The organism is Luteimonas salinilitoris, assembly GCF_041300785.1.
GTDB classification, from domain to species: domain Bacteria; phylum Pseudomonadota; class Gammaproteobacteria; order Xanthomonadales; family Xanthomonadaceae; genus Luteimonas; species Luteimonas salinilitoris.
Genome location: NZ_JBFWIB010000002.1, coordinates 549,871 through 574,925, shown reverse-complemented (window position 1 = coordinate 574,925; position 25,055 = coordinate 549,871). Strand labels below are relative to the sequence as shown.

Sequence of the window (25,055 nt, the reverse complement as noted above, 5' to 3'; positions counted from 1 at the left end):
CATGCCTTTTCTGACCGCAGGCGCCATCAAACAGGCGTATGACGTGATCGTGGTGGGCTCCGGCGCGGCCGGGGGGCAGACCGCCTACACGCTGTGCATGGAAGGCGCCAGGGTGTTGATGCTCGAAGCCGGGCGCAACTACACGCCGGCCACCGAAACCCCGATGTTCCAGACCCCGGACCAGGCGCCGCTGCGCGGTACGAGTACCCCGGACAAGGCGTTCGGTTTCTACGACGCCACCGTCGACGGCGGCTGGCAGGTGCCCGGCGAACCCTACGTCAACGCAAGCCAGGACGATGCCGGCCGGTTCGACTGGTGGCGCGCACGCATGCTCGGCGGCCGCACCAATCACTGGGGCCGGATCTCGCTGCGCAACGGCCCCTACGATTTCAAGCCCTACAGCCGCGACGGCCTGGGCTTCGACTGGCCGATCGACTACGCCGATGTGGCGCCGTACTACGACAAGGTCGAGATGCTGGTCGGCGTCTACGGCGACAACGACGGCCTGGAGAACACGCCCGATTCCCCGCCCGGCGTCCTGCTGCCGCCGCCCAAGCCCAGGGTCAGCGACCTGCTGGTCCGGCAGCGCGCCGGGCGCCTGGGTGTTCCGGTGGTGGCCGGCCACCGCGCGGTGCTGACCCGGCGCCTGGATGCGGACAACCTGCCGGCCAGGCTGCATCCGGGCAACGCCGAGGCGCAGCGGATCCTGCGCGAGGCGATGCTGCGCCGCGCCGCCTGCTTCTGGGCGACGCCCTGCGGCCGCGGCTGCTCGACCGGCGCCAACTACCAGTCGACCACGGTGCACCTGCCGCCGGCGCTGGCGACCGGCCGGCTGGACATCGTCTGCGATGCCATGGTGCGCGAGGTGGTGTTGGGCGCGAATGGCAAGGCCGACGGCGTGCGTTTCATCGACAGGACCAGCGGCAAGGAATTCGCAGCCTCGGCGCGCGTGGTGGTGCTGGCTGCCAGCGCCTGCGAATCGGCGCGGATCCTCCTCAACTCCAGGTCCACCTCGTTTCCCGACGGCCTGGCCAATTCCAGCGGCAAGGTCGGCCGTTATCTGATGGACACCGTCGGTACCAGCCTGAGCGGGCAGGTTCCGCTGCTGGAGAACCTGCCGCTGCACAACGAGGACGGCGCCGACGGCGGCCACATGTATTCGCCGTGGTGGCTTTACAAGGAGCAGCTGGCCGGCCAGCTCGGTTTCGCGCGCGGCTACCACATCGAGTTCGGCGGCGGCCGGCGCATGCCCAGCCTGCACACCGCCGCCGGGCTCGAATGGCTCACCGGCGGCAGCTACGGCCAGAAGTTCAAGGAAGACGTGCGTCGCTACTACGGCTCCTTCGTCGGCTTCGCCGGCCGCGGCGAGATGATTCCGAACGAGCATTCCTACTGCGAGATCGACCCGCAGATGAAGGACAAGTGGGGCATCCCGGTGCTGCGCTTCCACTGGCAGTGGTCCGAACACGAAACCCGCCAGGCCGCGCACATGCAACGCACCTTCGCCGACATCATCGAGGCGATGGGCGGGCGCGTGTGGGGCAAGGTCGAGACCGACGGCGCCAAGGCCATCGAGCCCGGCGGCTCGATCATCCACGAGCTGGGCGGCGCGATCATGGGCGCCGATCCGGAGACTTCGGTCACGGATCGGTGGTGCCGGACCTGGGACGTGGATAATCTCTACATCACCGATGGCGCAGTCTTCGCGTCCAATGCCGACAAGAACCCGACGCTGACGATCATGGCGCTGGCCTGGCGTGCCTCCGACCACATCCTGGCGCGCATGCGCCGCAAGGAGCTTTGATGGACCGCCGCACCTCGCTGAAGTGGATGTTGAGCGCGGCCAGCGCGCTGCCGCTGATGCAACTGACCGGCTGCAGTTCCGAGCCGCCGCCCAAGCTGCCTTCGGGCGTGGGCTACGGCACCGACCCGGACCTGCTCAAGGTCTACGGACCCGGTTCGATCTGGCCGCTGACGCTGAGCGCACCGCAGCGGCGCATCGCCACCGCCCTGTGCGACCTGATCGTGCCGGCCGACGTGGACGGACCGGGCGCGGTCGCGGTCGGCGTGGTCGGCTTCATCAACGAATGGGTCAGTGCGCCGTATCCGCAACAGGCCGCCGATCGCAAGCTGATCCTGGCCGGATTCGACTGGCTGGATGCGCAGGCGGAGCAGCGCTTTTCGCGCAGCTTCGGCGAATCGAGCGTGAGCCAGCGTCGCGCGATCTGCGACGACATCTGCTATCTGCCCAAGGCGCGCGGCGAGTTCAAGCAGGCCGCGGAATTCTTCGCCCGCTACCGCGACCTGACCATCGGCGGGTTCTGCACGTCGCCGCAGGGCCGGCAGTACCTGGGCTATGTCGGCAACGTGCCATTGGCCAGCTTCGACGGGCCGCCACCGGAAGTGCTCAAACTCGTGGGGGTGGGCTGATGCCGCCGATCACGCGCCGCGATCTGCTGGGAGCCGCGGCTGCGGCCGGCGTGCTGGCGATGCCCGTGGCCGCCATGTCGGCGCCGCGCCGATCCGTGCCGGTCATGCGCCGGTCTGACTGGAGGACGTATCTCATGCAAATTGGTTTCCTAGGCGCCTGCCTGCTGGCACTGGCTGGTTGCGTGAGCGCGCAGCCTGCGGAGCAGGCACGGGACGACTGGCAGACGCTATTCGACGGCAAGACGCTCGCCGGTTGGCGTGCCAGTGAAGCGCCGGGCTCGTTCAGCGTGCACGACGGCGCGATCGTGGTGCGCGGTCCGCGCTCGCACCTGTACTACGTCGGCCCGGTGGAGCGTCACGATTTCCGCAACTTTGAGTTGCAGCTCGAGGTCATGACGCGGCCCGGCGCCAATTCCGGCGTCTACTTCCATACCGCCTGGCAGGACGAGGGTTGGCCGGCCAAAGGCTACGAAGTGCAGGTCAACAACAGCCAGAGCGATCCCAAGCGCACCGGCGGCCTGTACGGGGTCAAGGACAACTATCAGGCGCCGGCCAAGGACGACGTCTGGTTCACGCTGCGCATCCGCGTCGAGGATCGCCGCATCCGCACCTTCGTCGACGACAAGCCGATCGTCGACTACACGCAACCGGCGCGACCAGAGCGACCGGCCGACATGCGAGGCCGGGTGCTGTCCTCTGGTACCTTCGCGCTGCAGGCACACGATCCGGACAGCGAAGTGCACTATCGCAACATCAAGGTGCGAGCGCTGCCGTAAAACCATTCGTCCCTGTCCCACGGAGAAACTGTATGAACCCGCAGCGCCTGTTCGTCGCCAGTTGCATCGCCCTGTTGGCCACTGCGATGTCCTTCGCCATTCGCGGCGACATCATGGGCGAGCTGGAGCTCGCGTTCGGGCTCGACAAGGTCCAGTTGGGCTGGATCAGCGGCGCCGCGTTCTGGGGCTTCGGCCTGTCGATCCTGTTCGGCGGCACGCTGTGCGACCTGCTGGGCATGGGCCGGCTGCTGAAACTGGCGGCAGTGGGGCATATCGCCGGCGTGCTGCTCACCGTGTTCGCCACCGATTTCACCATGCTGTTTGCGGCCACGGTGCTCATCGGCGTCGCCAACGGCTTCGTCGAGGCCGGCATCAATCCACTCATCGCCACGCTGTATCGAAACGACAAGACCGCGCGACTGGTCAAGCTGCATGCCTGGTTCCCGGGCGGCATCGTGGTCGGCGGCGTGCTGGCCTTCGCCTTCACCCAGCTCGGCCTGGGCTGGCAAGCCAAGATGCTGCTGATGCTGGTGCCTTCTGCGATCTACGCGGCGATGTTCTTCGCCCAGCGTTTTCCCGATACCGAACGCAAGGCGGCGGGCGTTTCCACCGGTGCGATGTACGGTGAACTCAGGCGCCCGCTGTTCCTGGTGGTGTTCGTCTGCATGTGGTTGACTGCGGCCGCCGAACTCGGCCCGGGTCAGTGGGTCAGCAACATCTTCAACGAGGTCATGCACAGCACGCTGCAGGCCGGCGTGCTGCTGCTGGTGTGGATCAACGGCATCATGTACGCACTGCGACAGTTCGGCGGAGGCCTGGCGCACCGGCTCTCGCCGGTGACGCTGATCGCGGTGACGGCGCCGGTCGCGGCGCTCGGGCTGTGGCTGTTCGGGCGCGCCGATACGCCGGTGCTGGCGTTCGCCGCCGCGGCATTGCTCGCGGTGGGCACCGCGTTCTGGTGGCCGACGATGCTGGGGCTGACCTCCGAACGCTTCCCGCGTGGCGGCGCGCTGGCGTTGGCGGTGATCGGCGCCGCGGGCGCGTTCTCGACCGCGGTGGCCGGCCCGGTCATGGGCTGGATCAACAATGCCTACGGTGCCGCGAACGTGTTGCCGGTGTGGGCGGTGCTGCCGGTCGCGATCGCGCTGATCTTCGGCATCCTCCATCTGGTCGACCGCGCCCGCGGCGGCTATCGTATCGAACGCGTCGACGCATGAACGAGTCTGCGCACGAATAACAGGAGTTCCGCAATGCCACGTCCCGTCACGCTGTTCACCGGGCAATGGGCCGACCTCTCGCTCGACGAACTGGCCACGCAGGCCAAGGCCATGGGCTACGACGGCCTGGAGCTGGCGTGCTGGGGCGACCACTTCGACGTCGAACGCGCGCTGGCTTCGCCGGATTACGTGCACCAGCGCTGGAATGTGCTGCAGGCACAGGGGATGGGCTGTCATGCGATCGCCAACCATCTGGTCGGGCAGGCGGTCTGTGACCGGATCGACGAGCGCCATCGCGCGATCCTGCCGCCGGAGGTCTGGGGCGACGGCGAGCCCGAAGGCGTGCGCCAGCGCGCCGCCGCGCGGATGATCGACACCGCCCGCGCCGCACGCGCGTTCTTCGACGCGCGGCCGGGCGCGGCGGCGATCGATTTCCCGGCCGTGGTCACCGGCTTCACCGGCTCGTCGGTCTGGCACGCGGTCTACGCCTTCCCGCCGACCACGCAGGCCTACCTGCAGCAGGGATTCGACGACTTCGCGCGGCGCTGGCGGCCGATCCTCGACGCCTTCGACGCGGTCGACGTGAACTTCGCCCTGGAAGTGCATCCCACCGAGATCGCGTTCGACATCGCTAGCGCGCAGCGCGCACTGGAAGCGGTCGACCACCACCCGCGCTTCGGCTTCAACTTCGACCCTTCGCACTTCGCCTACCAGGGCGTGGATTACGTCCGCTTCCTGCGCACCTTCGGCGAGCGCATCTTCCACGTCCACATGAAGGACGTCTGGTGGGGACGCGGCGACGGCACCGTGGGCGTGTTCGGCGGCCATACCGAATTCGGCGACGCACGCCGCCACTGGGATTTCCGCTCGGTCGGGCGCGGCGACGTCCGCTTCCAGGACATCATCGTCGCGTTGAACGACATCGGTTATCGCGGCCCGCTGTCGGTGGAATGGGAGGACGCGCGCATGGATCGTCGGCACGGCGCCGCGGAGGCAGCGGCCTACGTGCGCCAGCTCGATTTCCCGCCGAGCGCGGTCGCCTTCGAAGCCGCGTTCGAGCGAAAGTCATGATCGGGCGCAAGCTGCGCTTCGGCATGGTCGGCGGTGGCCGTGGCGCGTTCATCGGCGCCGTGCACCGGATCGCCGCGCAGATGGACGGGCAGGCCGAACTCGTCGCCGGCGCCTTCTCGTCGGACCCGCAGCGCTCGCGCGATTCGGCGGCCGACCTGTTCGTGGCCGCCGAACGGGCGTACGGCAGCTATCGCGACATGGCGGTTGCCGAGGCGGCACGTCCGTCCGGCGAACGGCTGGACTTCGTCGTGATCGTCACCCCGAACGATCAGCATTTCCCGGCCGCGACGCTGTTCCTGGACCACGGCTTCAATGTGGTCTGCGACAAGCCGGTCACGCTGACGCTGGCCGAGGCGCGCGCCTTGCGCGAGACGGTCGCGCGCAGCGGCAAGGTGTTCGTGCTGACCCACAACTACACCGGCAATGCGATGGTGAAACAGGCGCGCGCACTGGTGCGCAACGGTGCGCTCGGCACGCTACGCAAGGTGGTGGTGGAGTATTCGCAAGGGTGGCTGGCGCGCGACATCGAAAGCGGGGGCCACAAGCAGGCATCCTGGCGCACCGACCCGGCGCGCAGCGGCGCGGCCGGATGCATGGGCGACATCGGCGTACACGCCGAAAACCTGGCGCGCTACGTCACCGGCTTGCGCATCACCGAACTGTGCGCCGAACTCACCACCTTCGTGCCCGACCGCCGCCTGGAGGATGACGGCAATCTGCTGCTGCGCTTCGAAGGCGGCGCGCGCGGCGTGCTGCACAGCTCGCAGGTCGCGGTAGGCGAAGAAAACAACTTGAGCCTGCGCGTGTACGGCAGCGAGGCATCGCTCGAGTGGCAGCAGGAGCATCCCAACGAGCTGATCGTCAAGTACCCGGACCGCCCGCGCGAAATCCTGCGCCGCGGCAATGACTATGTCAGCGAGGTCGCACAGCGGATAACGCGGATACCGGCCGGGCATCCGGAAGGCTACCTGGAGGCCTTCGCCAACTTGTACCGCGAGGCTTTCCGTGCGATCGCCGCGGAAGTCGCCGGCGAGCCGCCGCCGGGCAACCTCGATCTCCCCGGCATCGACGACGGCGTCACCGGAATGGCCTTCATCGAGGCTGCGGTGGCCAGCGCACGACAAGGCGCGGCCTGGGTGCCCATCGCCTCGTAGCAATCGCTCCCTAACAGCGGGAGCCGCGACAGCGATGCCGCTCGTCCATGTCATTCATCCTCGCACAAGAAAAAGGCCGAAACCTTTGTTTTAAAAGAGATTATCGGCCTTGTTCGGACTTGCTTTGGATCTGAAGATGGTGGAGGTGGGCGGAATCGAATCGGCCGGTAAGTACACGCCATCAAAGCGTTTTTATCGCATCGCGCGAGTGGTTACCCCAATCGTTACCCCACCGAAGTGGAAGTAAATTCCGTCGCGTCGCAGCGCATCTATTTTTTCAGGTGATGACGCACGCCGTTCAACTCGCATTTAGCTCGCACGACACTCTCAAGTACAAGTGAAGCAGGCGCAGCGGATTGCTGCGCACGACATCGCAAATGGGCGAGTCTTCGCAATCATGTGTTGAAGATGCACAACGGACTTCCTTGAACGTCTTGGTCGATGGAAGATGTTGTCGTAGGTCATTGGACGGACAGATGGTGCAGCTTCCTGAAACAGGTTACGTGCGCTTGACGCAGATCCTCGGCAAGCCGGCGACGCCGACGTCCGAGGGCATCCCGCCGCTGATTCCGATTGCGCGTTCCACTTGGTGGGCGGGCGTGAAGTCGGGCAGGGTTCCCGCAGCCCGTCCGTGGCCTCGGGCCGCGCATCACGGCTTGGCGGGCCGAAAACATCCGCGCGCTGATCGAAAGGCTCAACGGCTCCACCGCGGGCCGTGACCGGGGGAGGGCATGACCAGTCCTCCGCTGCCACGCCATAGGGATGGGCTGCACCAGAGGCCAATTCGGCGTCGGCTTGACCGTATCTCAAATGAGATACAAAATGGTTGGCAGACCCTCGCCGGAGAACCACCAATGGCTGCCCGAACTTCGATGCTGCATGTCAGGGTCGACGACGACCTGAAAACGCGGGCCACCGAAACCCTCGCCAGCGTCGGCCTGACCGTATCCGACGCCGTCCGTATCCTGCTGACTCGTGTCGCCAAGGAGGGAGGGCTGCCAGCCGGCCTCACCGCCGACCCGGACGCCCACGACGCCTGGTTCCGCGCCAAGGTGCAAGAGGCGCTCACCGATACGCGGGCGACTGTCCCGCACCAGGAGGTCATGGACGAGGCGCAAGCCGTGATCGACAGGAAGCGCCGTGCCCGTTCTTGAATGGCATGCCGCAGCACGCGTCGATTTGCTCGCGATCGTCGATTACATCTCAGATGACAATCCGGATGCTGCGCAGAGGCTGAAAGACGAGATTGAGATCAAGGTTTCGAAACTCCCTGCACACCCCAAGTTGTATCGGGCGGGCCGAGTGGCAAGCACCAGGGAAATGGTCATTCGGTCGAACTACATCGTGGTCTATACGGAGGACGCCCAGCGCGTGACTGTCCTGCGCGTGCTCCATGCTGCCAGGCAGTGGCCGTAGGCTGCATTCGCGGTCCACAGGCATGAAGCCTACATCGATGGCGGAAGTGTTCTGCTGGGAGGCTTCAGTCGCGCACCAGATCCATTACGAAGATCGTCGTTCTTCCTTCCTTGGCTGCCCGACTGCTATCGACTAAGGCCCAAAGGAGTTCTTCAGAAGTGTTGGGGCGAGCCTTTCCCTTTCCGGGACTGGTCAGTCGTTTGTTCGGCTCGGGTCGGTCGCCAAACCAGAGTGCCAGGTAGATTCCCCGTCTTTCGGCGCGCCAATCGGCGGCGTAGAGGCGATCAAGCTGGGTGTCTGCACCATGCCAGAGGTCTGCGTGCCATTGCCCCTTGATCTCGATGGGAATGCGTAGATTTCCTGTGGAGCAGGTGATGTCGACTTCCTTGTCGCCGGCTACATGACTTTCAGGATCCAGTTGAATTCCCGTGCTGCCTTGCCGCAACAGGCCCAAAAGATGATCCCGGCACCGTTCTTCAGGATAAGGCGCGCCATTGTCACTGAAGAATCCGCGCCACGACTCCGCGTCATCGCTCCTGACTTTGGCTTGCACGATTGAGAGTTCTTCCATCATCACCGCTTTAAGATCGTCCGCGGTGGTAGGGGCCAAGTCCCTGGCAATTGCCTCGATCGCGCTGAGCGGTGGCGGTGTGTACTTGGCCTCCACACGAAGTGTCGCCTGTTCCGAAGCAATTGAACGGATTGTTTCTGTATAGCTGTCGAAGGGGGCTTGCTTGAGGCGTTCGAGGATCCGTAAGGCTTCCTCGCTAGGGTCTCCGCCGAGACGACGGAGCGTTTGCACCAAGTACTCGCTGGCGTCCCATGGGTTCCTGCTGCCGCTCCAGCCGCCTACAGGACGGCGGGCTATCGGCCAAAGCGATCGGAATGTGGTAACGATCCACTCTATGTGTTTGGGGCCATACAGAGCACCGGACGAGTTGCGCGATCTGCTGTCGGCGAGATCGCGCAGGTGCCAGAGCAATTCGGGATCGACCGGCGCCTGGGCAAGCCGTTCTACTGTCCTGTCGAAGTCAACTAGGAGCCCGGCCGCATCCCAGGTGCGCCTCCGCCCGGCCTCGGTCGCGCCTTCGCGGCGGGCAACCGCCTCACGCAGCTCGTCGAAACGACCGGATCGGATGACTCTTGCGATCAGTTCTTCTTCCACATCAGCAGGCAAATCCTCGAATCGATTGAGCCATTCAAGTGCAAGGTCGACAGCAAGGTGGGAATACTTGTCGTCTCGCATCAGTGAATAGAGCCCATCGACATGATCGCGTCTCGCCTGCAGTTGTGGCTCGTGGTACAGCCGCATGGCTTCTTCAAGGCAACCGCGTAGCACGATCTCTGCTTCGACGGCCTCCTCAAGCCCATCAATGCCGGCGTGATGATCCACTTTGGTCCTGCGTAAGACGAACAATCCTGCAGTCACGCGTTCGGTCGGCAGATCAGCCAGGCCCAAGCCCTTGCGGATGCGTTCGGCCAAGCAAGCAACGATGATGTAGCCGGCGTCGTAATGCTTGCCCTCGCTTAACGCTTCAGCGATGTCTCTCGCAGAAGGATCGGGCGGATCGAGCGAAATGAACGCCTCGAAACCCCGATGGGCTGCTTCGGCGACGTCCTTCCCAAGCCATTGCGCCACCCGTTCGTGCGCAGGCAGGCCATCGCCTATGTCGTAGAACAGGTTCAGGTAGGCCTGTGCGGGCTGGATGCCCCAGCCGTAGTTGCCGGATTGAACCTGGTCAAGATGGGTCTCGTAGTTCTTCCGATGCTTGGCGTGCTCGCGATCCCGCTTCGTCTGCTCAAGGCGCTTTCGCTTGCCTTGTTCAATCTCCCATTCCGGTGTCGGAGGATTGGCGAGTTCCTCGATCCATTCGAGCAGGTCGGGGTGGTTTGCCGCAAAACGGTGCGCAGCAGCACGGACTTCAACGCCGTTCTCCTTGTCGTGCCTTATGATCTGAACTACTTCCTTCCAGCGTTCATCGGTCTGGTTATCCGGATCAAGTGATTGCAACAACTGAACGACGTCTTCCGTCGTTGGGGCGAAGCCCGGAGAGCGTCTGGATAGCCGGTGGGTTCGCTGCCAGATGGTCTGGTCACCGGGTAAGTCGAGGATGACAAGGTATTGGATTGTATGACGCAGGGAATTATTGCTGCGAACCAGCTCCTCGAGCTGCCTTCGCCTGTCGCCTCGATACCCGCTACTAGCATCGAAAGGTTCCAACCAACTCCAAAGCTTCTCTGCGGAAATATCGCCTCTACTCACGCGCCGGGTTACGAGCGTGTATGCAAAATCCGTTAGCGCCATGTCCCCTGGGCGCCTATGTGGCTTGCCAAGTGCGAAAGCCGCTTTGGCCAAAACATCGAGGACTCCATCGATCCGATGATCGGGAAGCCCTGTTTCCAGTGGATAGAGAACGCCGACAACCCGCTCTTCGCTAACAACGTTGGCGATCACCAGGTCGACGATCATGGCGTCGTCGGCGACATGAAAGCCAACTGCATCGAGGATTTCAATCGCCAGCCTGACGGAGTCATCGTCACTAAGGGCCTGCAGTGTTCGTATGACATGTCGCCAGCCGTCGTCCCCATTTTGCAGCGCGGTCAGTGCCTGCGCGGCGGCACTCCTGATCGCAAAGACCGTCTTCGGATCAAGAACAAGATTGCGGAGGTCGGCATCGAATGAGGTGATCGTCGGTGTTCCCTTGGTGGCCTTGATCAGGAACAAGCGCATGCCGAAGGGGGTCTCAGGCGACGTAATCGCTTTTCCGATATCGTCAAGTATCGCCGGCTGGAAGATTCCACGAACGGAAGGGGATCCCCAGTTGTAGAAGAATGGATTCTTTTCCCCCAGGCGTTTTAGCGCATCGAAAAGCTGACGCGCCTGGGTCGGCGTCAGGACATCGGCATCGCCATACTCCGCTACTCCCAGCGGATCACTTTCAATGACAGCTCGTGCGAGGGCGGGATCCCGGGCCAGCCAAGCGTGAAGCCCGCGCAGACTCGAAGGAACGAGTCCATGGCCTTGGAATAGGGAAAGCAATCGCCGCCGTTTGCGCGGGGTGTCAGCCTGCTTCGCCAACCACTGCGCGCCCAGGAATTCGCCGATGCGCCGGTGCCAATAACTGAAGCGATTGGGACCATACGCTTTGAACAGCCGCGTATCGAGCATTGCCTCGATGGCCGCTCCGCCGGGAAGGGGAGTGATCTCGGTGATCGGAATCTCTCCCTCACTGGCAAGTGGAATGGCAGCTCGCGTGACCGCCTCATTTCCCGTCAGGATCAGCGCCGCGAAGGCAGCACCGGCGGCGTCGAGTCCGGCCGCGCGAGAAGGCTGCTTTTCTGCCTTCGAATGCCGATGTTCGACACGCAGGAGTTCGATTGCCTTGTCGAACAATTCGCCTCGTGTCTCCGGCAGCGCGTTGGTGCTGGCAACCCTGGCGATCAGTTGCAGCGTCTGCGGATTGCCAAGCAATCCTTCAAGTCCGCGTGAGTTGAAATGCCGGATTACGGATGCGGCTTTTTCTGCGCCCAGGCTTGCGCTTAGGAAGGCGGTCGCGTCGTCGTCCGTGAACGGTTCAAGATGGAGTTCGAGCGGGCGGGCCGAGTACTGTTCTCGTATGGCTTCGGTGCCAGTTGTGCTCCGCCAATCCGCCACTCGGCATGACATCACGAAGCGCGGGTAGCTGAGCTTTCCGAGCTGAAGCAGCACGAGACCGACCGCATCGCCATCCTTGTGAGCGCTGACTTCATCCAGCGCGTCGATGACCAGGGTCCCGGTATCGTTCTTCAATGTGCGCGGATCGTGGCAATTGATCAGTTGGCGAGCCGTGCAGAAGGAATATCCTGGCAAGGACGCAATCCATTCGAGCAGGTGAGATTTCCCCATGCCGGCTTCGCCGAGTATGACAAGCGGCTCGACCCTTCCGACCAACTCGGCTTGTGCGACAGCAATCCGTTCGCCATCAACCTCGTGCCAGAGTGTTCGTTCGATGACTCCGGGAGATGCCTTACTATCGTTCATGCTGGGGTGTGGGCGTAAGTAAGTGTTGGGTCAATGGGACCAGCAAAGCCTGCCATACGCAGGCGCCAATTGGGGCAACTGCCCCTGCAAACGGCGTGCGCCTTAGATCTGAATGGGTGCGCCATACGCGAAACAGCGACCTCATAGTCCCAGATATCCGAGTTAATTAGGCCGCCCGTTGCCAGTGGGGGAGACGCTTGATGATGACCCCAGCGCTGCCGTCGAGCTCGATCGACGTAACTCCTTGCGATCGAGTCACGTCAAGCAACATCAGCGTTTTTAGGTTCGACTCGCTGAAGAATCTGTTGACCGCAACCAAGCTAGAATTTAGGCGGTTGCTCAACGGAGCCAGTTCGTCAGTCGCGCGTACCAGAGAGCGTTGCGCGACCTGATCATCTTCAGCAGGTGACCAAGTCAGCAGGGTTGTAACCAACCGCTGCAACTGCGACTGCAGTTCTCGCGGGCTTCCTTGTGGCCGGAAGCAGTCCAACCCTTCGATGTTGCCCACCGTAACATTTTCGACTGCTGCAACATATGGTCCTGGCTCGCCTTCGACTCGTGAGCCAGACAGCATTGCGCGCCGCATCTGTAGTTCATCTTCGCTAAGGCGCCTGTCTCGCTCGACCGTAGCTTGTCCGCGCTCGGCACGCTTCTCAATCTCGTCGAGGAACGGGCCGCGGGCTTGGCGAACGAAGGATTCATGAAGCGCGACCGCAGGGTCTATCTCTTGCGTGTTATCGAGCCAAAATTGCTTTCGTTGCGCTTTGTCTCTCGCTTCAATCAATGCTGCCGTCCGGGCTTCCGCACGCACACGCTCCCGGTAGATGCTGACGTTTGAGGACCACAGGCCCGCGTTAGCGTACTTCAGTGCACAGTCATTACCGATGTGCACGAACCTCAGGCCCGGCAACGCGACAAGCCAGCCGTGCGCATGCTTCTGCTCGCAGCCCTTACGCCCGCAGGGGCGCATGTCTTTCGCATCGAAGTGGTATTCCCAATCGACGCGTCCACGCTCGATCTCTTCGATTGGCACCCCTCGCAATTCCTTGGTAACAGTGAACACGTCCTCCCAGTTTTTAGGCCGAGGCGGTACGGGGGCGAAGTCCTCTGTCATGACGTCCTCCTTGGGGAGAGGCAGTTAGTAGTAATACTACTCATACGCTAAAATGTGACGACGAACAAGGCTTGACGCCTGTGGATAAATCCAGCCCATCCTCGACCTTAGCGCCTATTGGGCTGATGCCGCGGCGCCTCGGGCGCCAAGGCTGGGCTGATCGAGGTGACGGCCGGGCAGGCGCGGGGCGTCAGCCTGGTCGGACGTGGGCCGACCTGCTGCGGGTGCTGGTGCCGAGCCGGGTGGCAGCGAGCGCTCCCGTCGGTGCCGATGCCGGGCTGCCGACCGGCCTACGCACCGATCGAGATGCAGGTGGAGGAGGACTTCGCGATTGAGGGCGTGTTCTGCGGCCTGGTCCGACGGGGATGACATGGGCGCGGAGGTCGCGATCGACGCGCTGCTGCATCAGCGGCGCGTACCCGGCGTCATTGCCACCGAGCCTGCAGGTGCCGCGCTGCTGCTCGGCAGGCTATACATGTTGAGCCGGAGTTTTAAGTAATTTCTGTTTGGTAGCCTAGGTGTTGTACGAGGATGTTGACGGGGAGCAACCTCAATGCGCTTTTTCGAATCAGGCCCTGACATTCCGGCCGAGCTGATCGTAGCCCAGGAACGGGGGGAAACCCTCTTTGTCTGTGGAGCGGGTGTGTCGCGTACTGTCGACCTCCCGTTGTTTGGTGAACTCGTGGAGCGTGTATATCGGCGACTGGGAGAGGATTGGACGCACCATCCCGCCGAACGAGAGGGGATGGAGAAGGATGGAAAGTTGTCCGGCCAGTACGACAGGGTCTTGAGGTGCCTGGAGCGCCGATTGGCTGCATCCGTAGCGCCGCGCAAGCAAAACATGCGGGCACGTATCCGAGCGGCGGTTCGCGATGAGCTTGCGCCTCCAGAAGGCGCGGACCTGTCCAATCACCTGGCGCTGTTGAATCTGTCGCGAGACGCGCAAGGTCGATCCCGACTGCTCACCACCAACTTCGATACGCTGTTCGAACGCACCTGGCTGAATGAATACGGCGGGACCACAAGCAGCTATGCGGGCATGGCGCTACCGCGCCCCATGAGCGAGGGCTTTGCCGGAGTGCTGCATCTGCATGGCAGGCTTGCCGATCCACAGGTGGGTGCCGTCGAAACCGATCTGGTGCTTACCAGCGCCGAGTTTGGCGATGCCTATCTTCGCTCCGGGTGGGCTTCCAGATACGTCTACGATCTGGCGCGCACGCATACGCTTGTTCTGGTCGGCTATCAGGCCGACGATCCGCCCATGCGCTATCTCCTGGAAGCGCTTGAAGCGGACCGGGAGCTCTATCCCGACTTGCGGAAGGTCTACGCGTTCGGCGAGTGTTCCGCGGATGACGGGGACCTCATGGAGGCGCTGTGGCGGGCGAAAGGCATCGAACCGATTCTGTATCGGGTGGACAACAACGATCACGCGCCGCTGTATGCCACCCTGCGCGAATGGAAGTCCTATGCAAGAGATCCTACCGCATGGCGGCGCGAACGGTTGCGTGTGTTGCTTGGAGAGGATCCGCTGCCGTCTTCCGAAGAGCACACGGACCGTTGCCTGGAGTTGCTGGACCGGGGCGATGCAGGCCAACTGTTGGGGGAACTTTCACCCGATTCCGCATGGCTTCCCGTTTTGGTGCAACGAGGTGCGTTCAGGCAGCAGTTGCCCGATGTCTGGATCGCGAGCCGGACCGACGACCCGGAGATGATTCGCGCTTGTGCCGTGCTTACGCCGCTGGATGAGCAAACGCGATGGCGCGTAGAACGTGCGCTGGAGCAGACCGGCGATGGATTGACGGCCGTTAGGGAAAGGGCCTGGCGTTTGCTGCTCAGTGCGCGAGCACCTGCATCCAATCCCGTGTTCGATGGCGGTTGGTACGACTGGCAACCCCTGATCCGTCGCGGTCAGACTGATTTCCAGGCGCGCAATGTTGTTGCAGACATTCTGACGCCGCGTCTGAAGCTGGGTAAGCCCCTTTGGTGGCAGGATGAGGACGATGAATCGCCGGAAGCCTTGTACAAGCTGGTCAGCGTGGACCTGGAACCCGCCGATCATCCGCCGCCGTCTGAGATCCTGCAGGTTTGGCCGGATACGTTGGAAGCTGGTTTGGCGCTCTTGGGGACACTAGATCGCGCCCTCATCGAGGCACTGGAGCAGGCATCGGACCTGGAAATGACTGGTGGCTGGGATAAGCCCAGCCGGGATATTCCCTCGATCGCGAAGCACCCGCAAAACACGCATCGTGGTGGATTTCGCCCAATCGCTCGAGCACTGGCCGACCTCTGGCAACGCATTGCACGGCACGATTCTGTACGGGCAAGGCCGTTGATTCGGCACTGGCGTGAATCACCGTTCCTGTTGCTCAGGCGGTTGTACATCTTTGCGCTGGCAGACGGAACATGGCCGGCAAACGACGCAGCCAAGGCCGCACTCGCCCTGGACGACCAGGACTTCTGGGATGACGATGTCCAAGTGGAAGTCATGCGGCTTCTGGTGGAGCGATGGATCGAGTTCGGCGAGGACGAGCGCGCCGCCTTGGAGAGCCGCCTGCGTGAGGGGGTGCCGGAATCGCTGTTTTCCGATGACGCTACAGCAGACGAAGAGCAGTGGGAGTCGATCGTAGGCAAATCGATCTATCGTCGATTGAATCGAATTGCTTCCACAGGCGGAGAACTGTCGGATGAGTCGCGTGCCCTGTTGGCTGAAATCACCGCCCGGCATCCGACATGGCAGCCAGAGTCCGGTGATCGTGACGATTTCTCCATTTGGCACGAATCACGATTTGGCCCTGACGGGCATCCGGAACTGCTTGCTGGAGTCGATGACGATCGACTTGTGCAGGAAGCGTTCCGCCTCCAGCAGGAGCGCCAATATGACGAAGGAGATATCTGGCGAGTCTTCTGCAGTGCTGATCCGGAGCGAGCGTTGCGGGGTTTGAGGCATGAAGGCGATGCCGGGCGCTGGGACCCCGACGCTTGGCGCTATTTGCTCTGGGCGGCGAGCGAGAAGGGGGATGCGGCTTTTCAGTACGACTTGGCCGAATTGATTCTCAGGATGCCCGATGCGACTCTGAAGGAGATTCTTCACGCTGCCAGTTCCTGGCTGGCGCGCCGACGTGAGGCCTTGGCACAAGCAGGCGCTGAGGGTGAGCCACGCTTTCTCCCGGTGTGGGACCGGCTGGCCGAACTGGCGTACGAGGATCAAGACGAGGCCGAAGCGGAATCCGGCTTCGACGGCGATCTGATCAGCGAGGCACTCAATCGGCCGGGCGGTGACCTAGCATCGGCGCTTCTGGAAGCGCTGGCAGCGACAAAGCCAACCGACGACAGCGGCTTGGGTGATGTGCTAGGCCCAAGGTTCTCGAGGCTTGCAGAGGCCCGGAATCGCGCGGGCCTTCTGGGGCGCGTCTACATCACGCGCGAACTTGCATACATGGATGCAATCGACCCGGACTGGACCAGTGAGCACCTGGTTCCCCGCCTTGACTGGACATATGAAGAAGCGGCGCCGCTATGGCAAGCCTATGCCGCTGGGCGGGTAGGGTACGCGCGGCTTTTCAATGCGCTCAAGCCCGCCATGTTGCAAGCCTTTGAGCACAAGAGCCTGTCAGCGCGGGAACTCAAAGGACTGTTCCTGAAATTGTTCTCCGTTGCCGTTTGGCATCGCAAGGGGAAGCGTGCCGAGTGCGTTCTCACTTCTGCGGAGGTGAAGCGGGCGCTTGCTATCACGCCTGGGGAAGTCCGGCAGGATGTGGCATGGCGCCTCTGGAGAATGATGGGCGACGAGAACGTTGCGGACAAAGCGGCGCATTGGCATGACCTCGTCAAGCCGCTGATTCTGGAAATCTGGCCGTTGGACGCGCGGGCCAGGGGGAAAGGCATTTCGGAAAAACTCGTTCTAATGACGTTGGAGTGCGGCGATGCTTTCCCGGATGCGGTTGAGACGATCCTTGATTTCGTGGTGCCCTACCAGCTCTACAGTCTCTCTCACTCCTTGCGGCTTGAAAATCATCATCGGGCTCTGTTCCAACGCTACCCGGACGCCTTCTTGAAGCTAGCGGATGCACTGATAGATCCTGACGTGTTTCCAGTTCCTGGAGATCTTCCGAGGTTCTTGGAGGATTGCATCTCCTTGGATCCGACATTGGAGAACGATCCGGTCTACATCAGGTTGTATGGTCTGCGACGACAACAGAATGCATAGCGACTGACAGGCTTCGTCATCGAACATCTGGATCTGGCGCAACGCTCGTGCTGTTCGTGCAAGCACCCATTGTTGCCGTGGGTGGACGAAGTCAGCCTGCAAGGGTCGCGGTGACGTGGCACGACTTCTGCTTGGCGATCCACTCTCGGGCGACGACCTCGAAGCTATTTGCGGCGCTCCTTGCCGGCAGCCTTCTCAGCGCGCCGGTGCTCGCCTGGGTCCACGCCGCCGGCCAGCAGCTTGCGCGCCTCATCACGCTTGGCCCTCGCATCCGCTAGCCCCGTGTCCGGATAGACGCCCAAGCTGAGGGTGTTCTCCTTGCCGGTCACGGGGCGGCGGTACTTCCAGCGCCACCAGCGACTGCCGTCAGGGCGCAGCACCAGGTACAGACCCTTGGCGTCGTAGAGCTTCCGGGGTTTGGGCCCGGGCTTGGCCTTTCGGATCGCGGTATCGGTGAGGGACATGCAAGCGACGCCTCAACTGGGGTAACTGCACCTGGGGTAGGTGTGGCTACCCCCAAAGTTACCCCTAGTTACCCCAGGATTGCTACGGGTTCAGGCGTACGGCATCGGACAAAGAAAAGGCCGAAATCCCTGTTTTTAAGAGGAATTCCGGCCTGTCTCGGTCCGTCCTGGACCCTCAAATGGTGGAGGTGGGCGGAATCGAACCGCCGTCCGAAGGCACTCCATCCCCGGCACTACATGCTTAGCTCACCGTTGGATCTCGTCCCGGAGCAGCACGGTGTGCGAAGCGCACCCCGGGACCAGCCTGCTTTGTGTTGACCGGGAGCTGACAGGCAGCCACTCCCGGCGATTCCGTGATAGATGACCCTACATCCAGCGAGCACGGACACAAGCTGGGTTCGGGGCTACGCCTTAAGCGGCGAGAGCGTAGTTGTCGTCGTTGGCAACTATGAGTTTGCCGCTGGATTTACGAGGAAAGCTGCCCCCTCGGCATGCGCCAAGCGATTTCGCGACCCCCGTCGAAGCCAGTGCACCCCCGGGAGCGTCAAATCACGCTGACCCCGCCAGTATAGGGGCGGAGCGGGCCGAGACAAGCGCAGCGCCAGAGCCGATGCAGCCTGCATTCACTGCTACCGGCGCCGGCCGAACCGGTATGCTCCGCGCCATGGCAGACGTCCCGCCCGCGCCGGAGATGAATGGCGAGCCGTTGCAGTCGCGGCGCGGCTACCAGCTCGCGGTGCTGGTACTGATCGGCGCGCTGCTGGTGGTCGCGCTGTACGCGCAGAGCGCCAGCGAACGCGAGCGGCAGCTGGCCGAGGCGGATTTCGTCGCCGAGGCCGAGCAGGTGGTGGAGCTGCTGCGGCAGCGGCTGCTGGCCTATGAGCTGACCGCGCACGGCGGCGCCTCGCTGTTCGCCTCGGTCGACCGGCCGAGCGCTCGGCAGTGGCGGGATTACGTGGACGGCCTGCGTCTGGAGCGGCGCTCGCTCGGCCTGCTCGGCCTGGGCTATGCCGCCTGGCTGACCCCGCAGGCGCTCGAGGCCCTGCAGCTGGAGATACGCGCGAGCGGAGGCGGGCTCTACCGGGTGACCCCGCACGGCGCGCGTGCGCATTACGGCCCCGTCGTGTACCTGGAGCCGGAAACCCCCGAGAACCTGGCCGCGATCGGCTACGACATGTACACCGATCCGGCGCGGCGCGTGGCGATGGGCGCTTCGCGCGACCGGGGCGTCGCGCGCCTGAGCGCGGGCGTGCGCCTGCTGCAGCAGCAGCACGACGACCCGCTGCGGCCGGGATTGTTGCTGTACATGCCGGTCTACCGGGCCGGCAGCTTCCCCGCCAATATCCCGACCCGCCGTGCCGCCCTGCAGGGATGGGTGTACGTCCCGTTCCACGTCGACGCCTTGGTCGAGTCGGCGCTGGCGCCGTTGCGGCGCTCGTTGGTGTTCCGCATCGTCGACACCGAGGACCAATCGGTGCTTTATGCCGACCCGGGCTACGCCGAGGTGGCCGAGTCCAGGCAACGCCTCAAGCACGGGATCGAGCGCGAGCTGTACGGGCGCAGCTGGCGCGTCGACTTCCGCTCCGCGCCCGCCGCCGCACGCGGCCTCGGATCGCCGGCGCTGCAGGCGACGCTGCTCGCCGGACTGCTGGCATCGCTGATGCTGTTCGCGGTGGTCTGGACGCTGGCGCGCACGCACTCGCATGCCCAGCGCCTGGCGGCGCGCATGAGCGAGTCGTACCGGCGCAGCGAATCCCGATTCCGCACCTCGATGCAGTACTCGGCGATCGGCAAGGCGCTGCTGGATCGGCACGACACGGTGGTGGAGGCGAACCCGTCGCTGGCGCGGATCCTCGGTGCCGAGCCGTCGGAGATTGCCGGCACCGAATTCGGGCGACGCCTGATCGATCCCGCCGGTGCGCATGACGAAGCGCCGGACGCCGAAGGCGTGGTGCGGATCACGCGCGAGGTCGCCCGACCGGACGGCGAACTCCGCCACGTGCAGCTGACCTACTCGCCGGTGCCGGGCGACCTGGGCAGCGATGTCGTCCGCCTGGTGCAGGTGGAGGACGTGACCGAGCGCCAGCGTGCCGAGGCGCAGGTCCATGCCCTCAACCGCATGCTCGAACTGCGGGTGGCGGCGCGGACGCGGGAGCTGCGGCAGGCGAACCAGGAGCTGGAATCGTTCGCCTACAGCATCTCGCACGACCTGCGCGCACCGCTGCGCACCATCGACGGGTTCGGCCGCATGCTGGCCGAACGCTATCGCGACGCGATCGACGATGCCGGCCGCGACTACCTGGCCCGCATCCGCGCCGCGACCGCGCGCATGGACGGGTTGATCGACGCGCTGCTGAAGATGTCGCGGCTCAGCCGCGGCGAACTCAAGCGGGTGCCGCTCGACCTGTCGCAGATGGCGGCGGAGATCGTGGCCGAGCTGCGCGAAGCGGAGCCGGAGCGCAAGGTCGAGGTCTCGATCGCGCCGGACCTGCGTGCCCACGGCGACGCCGCGCTGGTGCGCAACCTGCTGGAAAACCTGGTCGGCAACGCCTGGAAGTTCACCGTGGGCGCCGATCCGGCCCGGATAGAGATCGACGCGGAGCGGGGCGCGGATGGCGGCACCGTCTTTGCGGTGCGCGACAACGGCGCCGGCTTCGCGCAGGAATACGCCGGCAAGCTGTTCCGACCGTTCCAGCGGTTGCACAGCCAGGAGGAGTTCTCCGGGCACGGCATCGGCCTGGCGTCGGTGAAGCGCATCGTCGACCGCCACGGCGGCCAGGTATGGGCCGAAGGGAGGCCGGGGGAGGGCGCCTGCTTCCGCTTCACGCTGCCGGCCGACGCCGCGGCCGAATGAGGCGTGCTCAGGCGTCGCGGTTGTGGCGTCGCAGCAGCCGCTGCTTCTCGCGGTTCCAGTCGCGTTCGCGTTCGCTGTCGCGCTTGTCGTGCTTCTGCTTGCCCTTGGCCAGCGCCAGTTCGGCCTTGACCTTGTTGCCCTTCCAGTACAGAGCGGTCGGCACCAGGGTGTAGCCGTCGCGTTCGACGTGCCCGATCAGCCGGTCGATCTCGTTCCGGTGCAGCAACAGCTTGCGCGTGCGCTGCGCCTCGGCCACGACGTGGGTGGAGGCGGAGATCAGCGGCATGATCTGCGCGCCGAACAGGAAGATCTCGCCCTTGCGCACGATCGCGTAGCTCTCGCCGATGTTGGCGCGGCCGGCGCGGATCGACTTGAGCTCCCACCCCTGCAGCGCCAGGCCGGCCTCGAACCGGTCCTCCAGGTGGTATTCATGGCGCGCGCGCTTGTTCAGCGCGATGGTCCCGCCGCCGTTTGCCTTATCCTTGCCTGCTTTCTTGCCCATAGCGGACCTATTGTCCCCGAACCGCGGGTGCTTTGATATGCCCGTACACACGAGTCCTCGATGCCGAAGATCCAACGCAGCGCCCTGGTCGAACATTCCGCGACGCGGATGTTCGGGCTGGTCAACGACGTGGCCGCCTATCCGCGGCGTTTCGACTGGTGCGACGCGGCCGAGGTGCTCGAATCCGATGCATCGCGGCTGGTCGCGCGGCTGGACCTGGGGCTCGGTTCGCTGCGCACCTGGTTCGTGACCGAGAACGCGCTGTCTCCGCCGCACCATATCGACATGCGCCTGCGGGACGGCCCCTTCCGGCGCCTGGACGGGCGCTGGGAGTTCCATGCCCTCGACGAATCGGCCTGCAAGGTCACCCTGACCCTCGAGTTCGAACCGCTGAGCCGGCTGCTGACGCCGGCGCTGACGCTGGGCTTCCAGGGACTGGCCGACCGCATGGTCGACGACTTCATCCGCGTGGCCGATCGCGGCGACCGCTGATGGCAATCGAGGTCGAGGTCATCCGCGCCTGGCCGCGGCGCTTCGAATCGGTACGGGTGACCTTGCCGGAACCGGCCACCGTGGCCGACGCGTTGGCCGCCTCCGGCTTCGATCCCGGGCAATGCGACGGTTACGCGATCCACGGTGAACGTGCGGCGGCCGACGCGGAACTGCGCGACGGCGACCGGGTGGAACTGCTGCGGCCGCTGCAGGCCGATCCCAAGGAGAGCCGGCGGCGCCGGGCGCAGCGCCCGCGCTGAAGTGGAGCGCGCTGAATGGAGCCGGTCGCCGGCGCCCCTGCGGTCAGCGGCGGCGCTGGTCGCGGTCGCGTGGCAGGTTGGGGCCGAAGACCCGGCGCACCTCGGTGGCCAGCGCCTCGTCCTGCTCCGGGAAGTACTCGCCGTCCCAACGCGCCAGGGTGTCGCTCTCGAACCACAGGGTCAGGTTCTTGATCTCGGTCCGGCCCCGGCGGCCGGTGCGTTGCGACGCGGTGTAGTCCCAACGCTGCTGGTGGAACGGATCGGCGATCGAGGGCGAGCCCAGCAGCGCCATGACCTGCTGCTTGTCCATGCCGGCCTGCAGCTGCTCCACCGCGGATTCCTCGAGCAGGCTGCCCTGGTAGATCGGCTGCTTGTAGATGATGCCGCAGCCGGCGACGGCGCTGGCGAGGACGAGGGGAAGCAGGAGTTTGCGCATGGACTCGCGGGGCTGAATGGAAACGCGCCGATGATACACTCACCGCGACCGCCGCAACCGGGCCGCGCGGCCGGCGTTCAGCGCCCGCTGACCGACCGCCGCGGCGCCGATATCGAGACGCCCATGGAATCACTGGATCTGCGCAAGGCCGGGCTCAAGGTGACGCATCCGCGGATGCGCATCCTCGAACTGCTCGAACAGAAGACCCCGCAGCATCACATGACCGCGGAGGACATCTACCGCCATCTTCTGGAGCAGGGCGACGAGATCGGCCTGGCGACGGTGTACCGGGTGCTGACCCAGTTCGAGGCCGCGGGCCTGGTGCTCAAGCACAACTTCGAGGGCGGTCACGCCATCTACGAGCTCGACCGCGGCGGCCATCACGACCACATGGTCGACGTCGACAGCGGCAAGATCGTCGAGTTCGAGAGCCCCGAGATCGAGCGCCTGCAGCGCGAGATCGCCGAGCGGCACGGCTTCGTGCTCGAGGACCACTCGCTGGTGTTGTACGTGCGGAAGAAGAAGTAGATCGTGACCCGGGAAGGCGTAGCGCCGTTGCCCGTCACCCGGCGCACGCCGAAGTGCCTTTCAACAGCGAACCTGCTCAAGCGCTTTACAGCAGCCGAAGGCTGATGATCCACCTTAGCTTTTCCGCGACCTCAGAAATGGATCCCGGCCTTCGCTGGGATGACGGTTGACAGGCTGCCGGCGCGCGCAATGCTGCCGCCCCGATTCCCGATTCCCGATTCCCGATTCCCGGCCCTCAAGACACATCCGCCAGCAGCCGCTTCGCCGCCGCCCGCGCCTCGCGGCTGACCTCGACGCCGCCGAGCATCCGCGCCAGCTCCTCCTGGCGCTGGCGGGCGTCCAGCCGCCGTACCTCGCTCTCGGTGATGCCGGATTCGGCCGACTTGCTGACCAGGTAGTGCGCATGCCCCTGCGCCGCGACCTGCGGCAGGTGGGTGACGCACAGCACCTGCCGGCTTTCGCCCAGCGCACGCAGCTTCTGGCCGACGATCCCGGCCACGGCGCCGCCGATGCCGGAATCGACCTCGTCGAACACCATCGTCGGCACTGCATCTAGCCCCAGCGCCGCGACCTCGATCGCCAGCGAGATGCGCGACAGCTCGCCGCCCGAGGCGACCTTGCGCAACGGCCGTGGCGGCTGCCCGGCGTTGGCGGAGACCAGGAACTCGGCGCGTTCGGCGCCCTGCGGGTCCGGCCGTGGTTCCGGCTGCGGCTCGAGTTCGATTTCGAAGCGGCCGCCGCCCATGCCGAGCTCCGTAATCAACGCGGTGGTGGCGTGGCCCAGACCGTCGGCGGCCTTCCTGCGCGCCCGGCCCAGCTGCGCCGCGGCCTGGCGCCAGTGCGCCGCCGCCGCCTCGATCTCGCCGTCGAGCGCGCCCAGGCGCGCGCCGGCGCGTTCCAGCGCGTCGAGTTCCCCGGCCAGCGTATCGCGATGCGCGGCCAGCGATTCGGGCGCGACACGGTGCTTGCGGGCAAGGTCGTGCAGGCGGCCGAGGCGGCGCTCGAACTCCTCCAGCCGGCCGGGATCCAGATCCAGGTCGTCGCGCACGCGCTGCAGCAGCAGCTGCGCCTCGTCGAGCTGGATGCCGGCGGCTTCGAGCATCGTGTCGACCTCGCCCAGCCGCGGCTCGTGCTCCCGGACCCGCGCCAGCTCGCCGCGCAGGTGCTGCAGCTGGCGCGACAGCGAGTGCTCTTCGCCGAGCGCGGCCAAGGTCGTCTCGCAGGCGGCGATGAGGGCGGCGGCATGGGCCTGGCGGCGATGGCCGGTCTCCAATTCGGCGATGGCATCGGCGTCCAGCGCCTCGTCGTCCAGCTCCTGCAGCTGGTGCGCCAGCCAGTCGCGGCGCTCGCCGACATCGCCGCCGTGCGACAACGTCTCGCGCTCGCGCAGCAGGCCGGACCAGGCCGCCGCCGCCGCGGCGACCTGGTCGAGCAGGGCGTCGTGGCGGCCATAGGCGTCGAGCAGGGCCAGCTGGCTGCCGCGCGAGAGCAGCGCCTGGTGCTCGTGCTGGCCGTGGATCTCCACCAGGTGCCCGGCGAGTTCGCCGAGCTGCGACAGCGTCGCCGGCCGGCCGTTGATCCAGGCCCGCGAGCCGCCGTCGGCGCGCAGGGTGCGGCGCAGCTGGCAGGTGGTGCCGTCGTCGAATTCCTGCGCCCGCAGCCAGGCCAGCGCCGCCGGCGCATCGTCCAGGTCGAAGTCTGCGCTCAGCTCGGCGCGCGCCGCGCCGTGCCGGACCATGCCGCTGTCGGCGCGCAGGCCGGACAGGAAACCCAGCGCATCGACCAGCAGCGACTTGCCGGCGCCGGTCTCGCCGGAGATCGCGGTCATGCCGGGACCGAACTCGAGTTCGCTGGCGCTGGCGACGGCGAAATCGCGGATGGCGAGATGGGTGAGCATGGGGTGGATTGTGCAGCGCGTGACGGGTCCGGGCCAAGCGTGGTACGGGATCGGCCGCCATGCTCGCGGTCAGCCGTCGCAGCCGGTGCGAACGGCGCGGCGACGGATGAGAGCGGTTTGACGCGGATAAGGCACCTCGCAATGGCCTTATCCGCGTTCATCCGCGTCCAAAAGCTCCAGCGCGATTGCCCATGACGACCACGGTGGCGACCGATC

Annotated in this window: 19 protein-coding genes, 1 other RNA gene and 1 pseudogene; 14 read left to right on the top strand and 7 right to left on the bottom strand. The window is 64.9% G+C overall.

Going from position 1 to position 25,055, the window contains the following annotated elements:
- The first annotated feature begins 1 nt into the window (after nucleotide 1).
- The 8 genes from AB5T46_RS05840 (at nucleotide 2) to AB5T46_RS05805 (ending at nucleotide 8,064) form a co-directional block, all read left to right on the top strand.
- Complete coding sequence (locus AB5T46_RS05840) at nucleotides 2–1,804, top strand: GMC family oxidoreductase (protein ID WP_370562913.1); 1,803 nt, start codon at nucleotides 2–4, stop codon at nucleotides 1,802–1,804.
- Complete coding sequence (locus AB5T46_RS05835; protein WP_370562912.1) at nucleotides 1,804–2,430, top strand: gluconate 2-dehydrogenase subunit 3 family protein; 627 nt, start codon at nucleotides 1,804–1,806, stop codon at nucleotides 2,428–2,430. Before AB5T46_RS05840 ends, AB5T46_RS05835 begins: the two co-directional genes overlap by 1 nt.
- Complete coding sequence (locus tag AB5T46_RS05830) at nucleotides 2,430–3,206, top strand: 3-keto-disaccharide hydrolase (protein WP_370562910.1); 777 nt, start codon at nucleotides 2,430–2,432, stop codon at nucleotides 3,204–3,206. Before AB5T46_RS05835 ends, AB5T46_RS05830 begins: the two co-directional genes overlap by 1 nt.
- A gap of 32 nt (nucleotides 3,207–3,238) precedes the next feature.
- A complete protein-coding gene (locus tag AB5T46_RS05825) occupies nucleotides 3,239–4,423 on the top strand; it encodes an MFS transporter (protein WP_370562909.1) in 1,185 nt (394 codons plus the stop codon).
- 33 nt (nucleotides 4,424–4,456) lie between these two features.
- The gene (locus tag AB5T46_RS05820) at nucleotides 4,457–5,494 is read left to right on the top strand and encodes a sugar phosphate isomerase/epimerase family protein (protein ID WP_370562908.1); all 1,038 of its coding nucleotides are present in this window, start codon (nucleotides 4,457–4,459) and stop codon (nucleotides 5,492–5,494) included.
- Entirely contained in the window at nucleotides 5,491–6,648 is a 1,158-nt protein-coding gene (locus AB5T46_RS05815) for a Gfo/Idh/MocA family protein (RefSeq protein WP_370562907.1), read from the top strand. The genes AB5T46_RS05820 and AB5T46_RS05815 overlap by 4 nt, the downstream gene beginning before the upstream one ends.
- 854 nt (nucleotides 6,649–7,502) lie before the next feature.
- On the top strand, nucleotides 7,503–7,802 hold the full coding sequence (locus tag AB5T46_RS05810) for a type II toxin-antitoxin system RelB/DinJ family antitoxin (RefSeq protein WP_370562906.1): 300 nt from the start codon (nucleotides 7,503–7,505) through the stop codon (nucleotides 7,800–7,802).
- Complete coding sequence (locus tag AB5T46_RS05805) at nucleotides 7,789–8,064, top strand: type II toxin-antitoxin system RelE/ParE family toxin (RefSeq protein WP_370562905.1); 276 nt, start codon at nucleotides 7,789–7,791, stop codon at nucleotides 8,062–8,064. Before AB5T46_RS05810 ends, AB5T46_RS05805 begins: the two co-directional genes overlap by 14 nt.
- 64 nt (nucleotides 8,065–8,128) lie before the next feature.
- On the opposite strand, the gene AB5T46_RS05800 is transcribed toward AB5T46_RS05805, so the two are convergent.
- The gene (locus AB5T46_RS05800) at nucleotides 8,129–12,085 is read right to left on the bottom strand and encodes an NACHT domain-containing protein (RefSeq protein ID WP_370562904.1); all 3,957 of its coding nucleotides are present in this window, start codon (nucleotides 12,083–12,085) and stop codon (nucleotides 8,129–8,131) included.
- 166 nt (nucleotides 12,086–12,251) lie between these two features.
- Nucleotides 12,252–13,199: a hypothetical protein gene (locus AB5T46_RS05795; RefSeq protein WP_370562903.1), complete on the bottom strand. Its 948-nt coding sequence runs from the start codon at nucleotides 13,197–13,199 to the stop codon at nucleotides 12,252–12,254.
- Nucleotides 13,200–13,569: 370 nt separating this feature from the next.
- Between AB5T46_RS05795 and AB5T46_RS05790 the strand changes: the two genes are divergently transcribed.
- Entirely contained in the window at nucleotides 13,570–13,698 is a 129-nt protein-coding gene (locus tag AB5T46_RS05790; RefSeq protein ID WP_370562902.1) for a hypothetical protein, read from the top strand.
- A gap of 54 nt (nucleotides 13,699–13,752) precedes the next feature.
- On the top strand, nucleotides 13,753–17,406 hold the full coding sequence (locus tag AB5T46_RS05785; protein WP_370562901.1) for an SIR2 family protein: 3,654 nt from the start codon (nucleotides 13,753–13,755) through the stop codon (nucleotides 17,404–17,406).
- A gap of 124 nt (nucleotides 17,407–17,530) precedes the next feature.
- Here AB5T46_RS05785 and AB5T46_RS05780 read toward each other — a convergent pair.
- Both AB5T46_RS05780 and ssrA read right to left on the bottom strand, forming a co-directional pair.
- Nucleotides 17,531–17,870 (bottom strand): annotated as a pseudogene (locus AB5T46_RS05780) (Arm DNA-binding domain-containing protein); the annotation flags it as partial.
- A 180-nt stretch (nucleotides 17,871–18,050) separates the two neighbouring features.
- Nucleotides 18,051–18,407, bottom strand: a transfer-messenger RNA (tmRNA) gene (gene ssrA, locus AB5T46_RS05775).
- Nucleotides 18,408–18,534: 127 nt separating this feature from the next.
- Here ssrA and AB5T46_RS05770 point away from each other — a divergent pair.
- Nucleotides 18,535–20,724: a CHASE domain-containing protein gene (locus AB5T46_RS05770; protein WP_370562900.1), complete on the top strand. Its 2,190-nt coding sequence runs from the start codon at nucleotides 18,535–18,537 to the stop codon at nucleotides 20,722–20,724.
- Between the two features lie 7 nt (nucleotides 20,725–20,731).
- Here the strand turns inward: AB5T46_RS05770 and smpB are convergent, their stop codons facing one another.
- A complete protein-coding gene (gene smpB / locus AB5T46_RS05765; RefSeq protein ID WP_149193534.1) occupies nucleotides 20,732–21,226 on the bottom strand; it encodes an SsrA-binding protein SmpB in 495 nt (164 codons plus the stop codon).
- 60 nt (nucleotides 21,227–21,286) lie between these two features.
- On the opposite strand from smpB, the gene AB5T46_RS05760 reads away from it, so the two are divergent.
- Together AB5T46_RS05760 and AB5T46_RS05755 are read left to right on the top strand one after the other, a co-directional pair.
- On the top strand, nucleotides 21,287–21,718 hold the full coding sequence (locus AB5T46_RS05760) for a type II toxin-antitoxin system RatA family toxin (protein WP_370562899.1): 432 nt from the start codon (nucleotides 21,287–21,289) through the stop codon (nucleotides 21,716–21,718).
- A gap of 5 nt (nucleotides 21,719–21,723) precedes the next feature.
- Nucleotides 21,724–21,978, top strand: a complete 255-nt coding sequence (locus tag AB5T46_RS05755) for an RnfH family protein (RefSeq protein WP_370563109.1) — start codon at nucleotides 21,724–21,726, stop codon at nucleotides 21,976–21,978.
- Nucleotides 21,979–22,021: 43 nt separating this feature from the next.
- Here the strand turns inward: AB5T46_RS05755 and AB5T46_RS05750 are convergent, their stop codons facing one another.
- Nucleotides 22,022–22,414 (bottom strand): outer membrane protein assembly factor BamE, encoded by a 393-nt coding sequence (locus AB5T46_RS05750; protein WP_370562898.1) that lies wholly within the window; start codon nucleotides 22,412–22,414, stop codon nucleotides 22,022–22,024.
- A 123-nt stretch (nucleotides 22,415–22,537) separates the two neighbouring features.
- On the opposite strand from AB5T46_RS05750, the gene fur reads away from it, so the two are divergent.
- Nucleotides 22,538–22,942: a ferric iron uptake transcriptional regulator gene (gene fur, locus AB5T46_RS05745; RefSeq protein WP_149193531.1), complete on the top strand. Its 405-nt coding sequence runs from the start codon at nucleotides 22,538–22,540 to the stop codon at nucleotides 22,940–22,942.
- 235 nt (nucleotides 22,943–23,177) lie between these two features.
- On the opposite strand, the gene recN is transcribed toward fur, so the two are convergent.
- Entirely contained in the window at nucleotides 23,178–24,839 is a 1,662-nt protein-coding gene (recN, locus tag AB5T46_RS05740) for a DNA repair protein RecN (protein ID WP_370562897.1), read from the bottom strand.
- Nucleotides 24,840–25,055 lie beyond the last annotated feature (216 nt).